We start from the raw sequence: 7,257 nt of genomic DNA on the forward strand, positions 1-7,257 counted from the left end.
TCTTCGTCGTTCGCTCGCGCTCTCAACTACGAATATGCAGACGGCGTCGACTATCGCGGACTAACCGCCTTCGCTTCGCTATCCATGGCGGTCAGCGGTCGTTGATCCGGTAGAACGGCAGGTCGATCCGCTCGCCACCGACGATGTCGACAGCCTCATTACGCTGCAGATAGCGCAGGCACGGGACCAACCCACTGCGTCGAGTGAAGATGTAGTCATCATCAAGCACCATCACGTAGCGTGTCTCGACCGCCTCCAGCGCCCGCTGCCTTCCAGCTGAGACGCCCGAATCGAAGGGCATTGTGATCGTCGTGACTCCGTCCAGCTGTAGCTGCTCGGCGCTGTCGTCGACCACCACAATTCTGACTCTCGGGTAGAACTGCTGAATCGACTCAACCAGCCGTCGCAGCGCTAGTGGTCGCTCGAACGTTTTGATCGTGATGGTCAACTGCGACAATAGCTCTGCATTCTGTTCGGGCTGCGCAAGGAAACGATCAAACAGTTTCTGCAGGGCCAACTCAGCTGCGATCACAGCTCTGTAAATATGACAAAAGAGCGCGCGCATCGGCCCCTCAACCAACCACCGCTTAAGTCGTGTTCGCAGTTTCACAACTCCCCCGCACGCGCCTCAAGACGCCTCGCCTTGCGTCGATCCATGCGCTCCTTCAAGCCCATCAACAGATCCCACTCCACCGGCACAATAAATAGGGTGAGGAAGGTTGCGGTGGCAAGACCGGTAACAAAGGTTGAGGCCATCGCGCCCCAGATCAGCGAGTAGCTGGGGATACCGATTGCCATCGGCAGCAGGCCGAGAGTGGTCGTCAGCGTAGTCAGAACAATCGGGCGCAACCGTACTCTTATCCCCTCTCTAATCGCCTGCTGGCGTGACAGTCCTGAGCGGTAACCACGATTGATGAAATCGATCAGCACCAGCGCATCGTTCACTACCACGCCGGTAACACCAACAACGGCGATGAAACTGTTCACGGTGAAGAGCGACTGGGTCAGCATCTTGCCAAAGACCACGCCGATGATGGAGAAGACCACCGCCGAGATAACAATCATCGGTTGCAGGTAGGAGTGGAACTGGGTGGCCAGGATCAGGTACATCAGTAACACCGCCAGACCGAAGGCGTAGGTGAGTGAGGTGTAGGAGCGCTGCGTCTCCTCGAACTCACCACCGAAGACCAGCGTCGAGCCCGGATAGTTCTCACGAATACCCTGATAGTAATCCTTCACCCAGGCGACCACGGTTGGACTGGAGAAGGGCGCGCCGGTTTTGATGTTGGCGGTAATCGTCAAGCTACGCTGCTTCTGGTAGCGATGTAACTCACCCGGTTCGACCACCGCTACCGGCTCGACAAGATCACCCAGATAGACCGGCCCCGAGGGGTGCTGTAGCAGCGGCACATCGAGTGCGGCCTCAGGACTATCGAGGAAGGTGGGATCGACCCGCAGCTTGAGATCGATCTCCTCCTCGGCGGCACGAAACTTACCGATAAAGCGACCGTCGAGCACCGAGGCAGCAAGACGCGCTGCATCGGCAGTGGTCAACCCATGCTCCTGGGTCCGCGCCTGATCGACCACCATGCGAAACACACGCGCGGGTAGACCACTATCATCCTCGAGCTGGGTGAGATGTTCGGCAAACTGTTCGTTTCCACGTAGCGCCTGCAGGACATCCTCGGCCAGTCCGTTCACACTCGCCTCGTTATCGCCGACAATGCGCACGTTAAGATCCTTGCCCGCTGGCGGACCATCCTTCTCTGCACGCACCTTGATCTCGAATCCATTACCGGCAAAGCGCTCGACCAGCCGCTCTCGCATCCGTTCCAGATGGGCCTGTGCACCCTCGAAGGCGCGCTGATCCTTTTTCGGCAGCGCCACCATCACCGTGCCGCGATTGTGGCCAAACTCCTGCTCATAATCTTCGGTCACCGAAAAACCGCCAAAGCCTGCCGCCGAACGTGCGTAACCCTCGCCATCGGCCATCACAAAACGCGCCATCTCTTTGGTCTTTTTCGCTGTCTCCTCAATCGAGGTATCGGCCGATCCTTCGATGAAGGCGTAGTAGAGGTTGTAGTCGTCGGGGAAGAACTTGATGCGAATCAGCGAGGAGGCACCGGTTATCGACATCACCAGAATGGAGATGGCAACAAAGAAGGCGACCACCACCAACGAGACACTGGTGATACGAAAACGCATCGTTACGTTGACGATCCGTTCGGTGATGTTGCGTAGCGGACGCATCAGCGCATTATCGTGATCCTCATCGGGCACATGACCCGGCTTCGGTCCGTAGTCTCGGTAGTGGAGCGGTAGAATCAGTAGACACTCGATCAGCGAGGCGATAATCGCAAAGCTGACCGCCTTCGGGATCAGGGCGAAGAATTCACCCGTCGAGCCGGTCATCAGCAGCATCGGCAGGAAGGCAGCAACGGTGGTGGCAGTGGCCGCGATGACCGGAATCATCACCTCGGAGGTGCCATCGATAATCGCCTTAGAGAGATCATCCCCCTTCTGCACATGGCGGTAGATATTCTCCACCACCACGATCGCATCATCGACGACGATGCCGGAGACGAGCACGAAGGAGAAGAGCGTGATCTCATTGAGCGAGTTGCCTGTCAGCTTCATCAAAATCATCGTGACCAGGAAGGCGAAGGGGATACCGACGGTGGTCAATGCTGCATTGCGAAAGCCCATGAAGTACCAGATGATCAGGCTCACCAGCACGATTCCGAGCGCCATGTTCCAGCCCAGGGTGCTGATCGACTCCTCGATATAGGTCGATGAGTCCTGGGTCAGGACAACCTCAACCCCCTGCTTCTGTAGCACCGGAATAAAGCCGCTAACCACTCGGTCGATCCCATCAAAGATGGTCAGTGCATTGCCATCCTCGGTCTTGAGAATCTTGAGTGTGACGCCATCACGGCCATTGACCGAGGTGATCACATGCGGATCACGATGGGAGATCTTCGCATCACTCGCCACATCGCTCAGCTTGACGAAGGAACCGTCCTGATCTCGGCGTATAACGGTATCGAGCACCTGCTCACGATCACGGAACTTCTCATCGACCTTGACCACGTACTCGCCGGAGCCATCGGTGAAGTCGCCCGCCGGGATCGAGACGTTGGCCGCCTCTAGCGCGGCCGCCACCTGCTCGTAGCTGATGCCCTGCGCATTCATGCGCCCGATATCGAGATAGACGTGGAACTCGCGCTGGTACTCCCCCTCCAGCACCACCTCCTGCACCCCATCGACCTGCTCAAGCGGTATCTTCAGCTCCTTGGCCATCATCGAGAGCGCACGGTTGGAGCGCTCGCCAACCAGGTTGACCGAGACCACCGGCAACCAGTCGGCGGTCTGGATCATGGTGAAGCTCGGCGGCTCGACCATATCGGGTAGATCACCGAGCATCGAGAGCACGCGGAACCGCAGCTCGTCATAGCGCGCATCGTAGTCGACATCATCACGGAACTTGACCACGATCACCGAGAACTCACGCGAGGAGTTGGCACGGATGAACTCGACATCCTCCAACCCCTCGAGCGACTCCTCGATCTCGCGGGTCACCAGCGCCTCCACATCGCTCGGCGAGGCGCCCGGGTAGAAACTGGAGATCAACACTTTGCCGAAGTTGACCTGCGGGTAACGCTCGACCGGTAGCTCCATCACCGAGAAGGCACCGGCAACGATCAGCAGCACGAAGACCAGATTAAAGAGGACGTTCTGCTTGAGGGAGAATTTAACGACCGGGCGCATCGGTTACTCGCCCCCACGCAGGATGAAGCGATCACCCGCTTTGATCTGCGGCGAGGCGAGGCGCAGATAGCGCTGCTCGCTATCTGTATTGTGAACACCGAGCTGTACGACCCTGATTCGCTCGCCATCCTCTCGGGTCAGCCAAAACTCGTCATAACTCTCCTCTACCGCCGCAGCGGGAAGCGTTACCGCACCGCTACGCTCTGGTAGTTTCAGATCGAGCAGCAGTCGCAGACCGCCACGCCGTTCGGGTAGCTCTCCCGCCAACTGCAGCTCGACCACGATCTTGCGCGTATCTTGATCGAAACCGGGATTAATCCGGTATAGGGTCGCTGCAACACTCACGCCCCAGTCTGGCAGGGTCAGCTCAAGTTGATCCTGCTGCTGTCGTATTGCCGCGAACTGACTCGGTGTCAGGGCAAAGGGGACCAGCAGCTGTGAGAAATCGGCCACCTCCCCCAGCACTTCGCCCTCATTCACCCGCTGGCCGGGCTCGATCAGACGACTGGTCACTCGCCACCCGATGGGTGCCGTAACTGCGGTTCGCTGCAGCCGCTCCGCCAGGGTTTTCTCATGCACCTTCAGCTCAGCCAGACGCAGGCGGCTATCGCGCAGCTGCTGCTCCAACTCATCAAGGCGCGACTTGGAGGCACTCCCCTTACTGCTCAGCTCCCGGTAGCGCTTGGCCTCGAGCTTGTCGTAATCGATACGCGAACGCAGTTGTTTCTGCTGGATACGATTCGCCTCGATATCGAGCTTGATAAAAGTTGGATCAAGCCTTGCAAAGAATCCCTTCGGGCCGATTACATCCCCGACATCTGCATTCGCACTCAACACCTTGCCACTGCTCTCAGCCACCAGCGGCAACCGCGCATGGGCACGTGAGAAACCAGTTAGGGAAACCTGGCGAAAGGCGGGCTGTGCCGTTACCACCGTCTGCGACTCTTCGGCACCCTGCACACTCACTACCGACGCACCGAACAGCAACGTCGAAATCAGCAATCTCATCATCTTCATCATCCGTTACTCCCCTGCTTGAAGCTGCTGACACCTGCCAGTGAAAATCTCACCACATGGTCGACCAACGCGTCGACACGTTCTCTAATCGCTGGAACTTCGGGATGGAGACGGGCGATCAACGGCTGCGCGTGGTAGTAGTAGAGCACCTGTCCGGCGATACTCGAGGCGCAGTTGAGTACCACTTCCGGTTCGGCATCAGGACCGAGCATCGCGGTAACGATATCCTGCAGCTCCTCGGCATCGGCGGCGATGTAGGCCTGCACGATATGGTCGAGTGCTTCAGTAGGCCGGGCCATCTCCATCAGATAGATAGCGGCGATATCACCCGCCTCCCGCTGATCCTCCTCGCAGTAGTAGAGCTCCTCGAAGAAGGCACGAACATAGATAGCCAACCGCTGCTCGGGGGGTTCACTACGCGGCAGAAATGGTGTGCGATAGGCGCGTACCGCCTCAAAAACACGATCGAAAATCGAGGCGTAGAGGTTACGCTTATCACCAAAATGATAATTAACAGCGGCGATATTCGCCCCCGCCCGGCTGCAGATCTCACGCACCGTCGCCGCCTCAAAACCACACTCGGCAAAGACCGCCGTCGCCGCCCGCAGCAGACGCTCGCGGGTATTCTCAACCTCTTGCTCTCCCATACTCCCCCTACCTATTTCAAACAACCGTTTGAAACAAGCATATGAAACCCTCCCGGAAATTCAAGTATGAAGTGAAGCGGTATCCGATTAGTTCGCTTTGCCTAGAGCTGCTCGGCTCCTTTATCATCCCCTTTCAAATGGACATCACACCACAGGGAGAGACATGGTGAACCGAATCACCCTCCACTCAGCATTACTGCTGGCACTCTTCGCCTGCTCATCGATAAGCCACGCCGCCGATGAGGCACGCCAGCTCTTCAGTGCGCTGAAGCAGCAGGTCTATCAGGTACGGGTACTCGACACCTACACCTCGGATCAGTCGAGCATCGGCTCCGGCTTTCTCGTCACTGCAGATGGTCATATAGCCACCAACTATCACGTCGTCTCAAGCTATGTGCAGAAACCAGAGAATTTCCGGCTCGAGGTAAAACAGCACGACGATACCCACCTACAAGCGAAGTTGGTTGGTTTCGACATCATTAACGACCTGGCAATTCTTCAGATCGAACAGCGCGAAACCGCCTACTTTTCAATCAGCGATGGAGGCCCTCAACAGGGCGAGCGCATCTACTCAATCGGTAATCCCCACGATCTCGGCATGACGATTATCGAAGGCAACTATAACGGTCTGGTTGAAACCTCACGTTACGACCGCCTCCACTTCTCCGGCTCGCTCAATCCCGGCATGAGCGGTGGCCCCGCCGTTAATCAGGCCGGCCGCGTGGTCGGTATCAACGTCTCCAAGGGGGGCGAGCATATTAGTTTCCTGGTACCGGCGATCAAACTCCGACAGCTTATCGACAACCTCTCTGATTCGACCCCATCGAGCGAGTACCAGAGACAGATCGGCAAGGCACTATTCAGTGATCAGAATCAGTTCTACAGCTCTCTTTTCAACGCAAAAACACCGCTGACTCCATTTGGCGAACTGCTGTTACCCGGCCAGCTCAAGCAGTCACTCAAGTGCTGGGGCCACGCCGAGGAGAGTCCGGAGATCCGCTACAGCAGCTTTCATAAACACTGCAAAAGCCAGGACAATCTCTATATCGACAGCGATTTCAGAACCGGTACCTTCGTCTACAACTATGAGTGGTTCGATGCCGATCGGTTAAACACAGCACAGTTCTACAACACACTGGAGAAACGCTTCGAACACCCCCGCTTCGGGAACACCAGTGACAAGGAACGCATCACCGAGTTTGCTTGCACAACCCATTTTGTCACCCTCGCAGACCATTCATGGAAAGTTTCTAATTGTCTGCGCAGCTACCGCGACTACGCGGAGCTCTACGACGCTTCACTATTGATGGTCTCGGTCGACGAGTATGAGAAGGCTGCGTTGATCACAGTGGGTGCCAGCGGCATTAGCAAGCAGAACGCCCTCTCGCTCTTCAAACTGTTTATGGAGTCGATGCAATGGAAGAGCTAGTTGTTCAGGTCGGCACCCGTCACGGTCGAGTGGCCGAGGTTTTTAGAAGTGGTGGTGAGCGCATCACCTTCGGACGTGGATACGACAACAGCCTCATCCTCACCGATCCTTATATAGCCCCCACTCAGGTCGCCGTCGAACAACGCGATGGCGAGTGGTTCGTTGATGTGCTCGATGATACCAATCCGACCCGGCTCAACAGCCATGAGATCAGCGGCGCAGGCCATGCCATCGCCTCGGGTGATCAACTCTCGATCGGGCGCTCAAGATTAACGCTCTTCTCAAGCAGCCAGCCGGTATAGGGGAGTCGCTATTTTTGCGAGAGTTTGTTTTGGGCATCCAAGCCCAAGCAAACAGCAAAAACTTCACGCGACCGTTTATGCCTGCGGCGCCCCG

At 57.0% G+C, this 7,257-nt stretch carries 6 protein-coding genes; 2 read left to right on the forward strand and 4 right to left on the reverse strand.

Annotated features, from left to right (window positions below):
* Positions 1-91: 91 nt before the first annotated feature.
* The 4 genes from BOW52_RS15810 to BOW52_RS15825 form a co-directional block, all read right to left on the reverse strand.
* Entirely contained in the window at positions 92-517 is a 426-nt protein-coding gene (locus tag BOW52_RS15810; RefSeq protein ID WP_172840391.1) for a glycosyltransferase, read from the reverse strand.
* An 89-nt stretch (positions 518-606) separates the two neighbouring features.
* Positions 607-3,768: an efflux RND transporter permease subunit gene (locus BOW52_RS15815; protein WP_078485047.1), complete on the reverse strand. Its 3,162-nt coding sequence runs from the start codon at positions 3,766-3,768 to the stop codon at positions 607-609.
* Positions 3,769-3,771: 3 nt separating this feature from the next.
* Positions 3,772-4,788, reverse strand: a complete 1,017-nt coding sequence (locus BOW52_RS15820) for an efflux RND transporter periplasmic adaptor subunit (RefSeq protein ID WP_078485048.1) — start codon at positions 4,786-4,788, stop codon at positions 3,772-3,774.
* A complete protein-coding gene (locus tag BOW52_RS15825; RefSeq protein ID WP_078485049.1) occupies positions 4,785-5,432 on the reverse strand; it encodes a TetR/AcrR family transcriptional regulator in 648 nt (215 codons plus the stop codon). The genes BOW52_RS15820 and BOW52_RS15825 overlap by 4 nt, the downstream gene beginning before the upstream one ends.
* Positions 5,433-5,595: 163 nt before the next feature.
* On the opposite strand from BOW52_RS15825, the gene BOW52_RS15830 reads away from it, so the two are divergent.
* Together BOW52_RS15830 and BOW52_RS15835 are read left to right on the forward strand one after the other, a co-directional pair.
* Positions 5,596-6,861 (forward strand): S1 family peptidase, encoded by a 1,266-nt coding sequence (locus BOW52_RS15830; RefSeq protein WP_078485050.1) that lies wholly within the window; start codon positions 5,596-5,598, stop codon positions 6,859-6,861.
* The gene (locus BOW52_RS15835; RefSeq protein WP_078485051.1) at positions 6,849-7,163 is read left to right on the forward strand and encodes an FHA domain-containing protein; all 315 of its coding nucleotides are present in this window, start codon (positions 6,849-6,851) and stop codon (positions 7,161-7,163) included. The genes BOW52_RS15830 and BOW52_RS15835 overlap by 13 nt, the downstream gene beginning before the upstream one ends.
* Positions 7,164-7,257 lie beyond the last annotated feature (94 nt).

The sequence above is a fragment of the Solemya pervernicosa gill symbiont genome, from assembly GCF_002020875.1.
In the GTDB taxonomy this organism is placed as follows: Bacteria; Pseudomonadota; Gammaproteobacteria.

Excerpts from the sequence above, each read along its gene's own strand:
- BOW52_RS15835 (WP_078485051.1), top strand. The coding sequence starts at position 6,849 with ATGGAAGAGCTAGTTGTTCAGGTCGGCACCCGTCACGGTCGAGTGGCC.
- BOW52_RS15825 (WP_078485049.1), bottom strand. The coding sequence starts at position 5,432 with ATGGGAGAGCAAGAGGTTGAGAATACCCGCGAGCGTCTGCTGCGGGCG.
- BOW52_RS15815 (WP_078485047.1), bottom strand. The coding sequence starts at position 3,768 with ATGCGCCCGGTCGTTAAATTCTCCCTCAAGCAGAACGTCCTCTTTAAT.
- BOW52_RS15830 (WP_078485050.1), top strand. The coding sequence starts at position 5,596 with ATGGTGAACCGAATCACCCTCCACTCAGCATTACTGCTGGCACTCTTC.
- BOW52_RS15820 (WP_078485048.1), bottom strand. The coding sequence starts at position 4,788 with ATGATGAAGATGATGAGATTGCTGATTTCGACGTTGCTGTTCGGTGCG.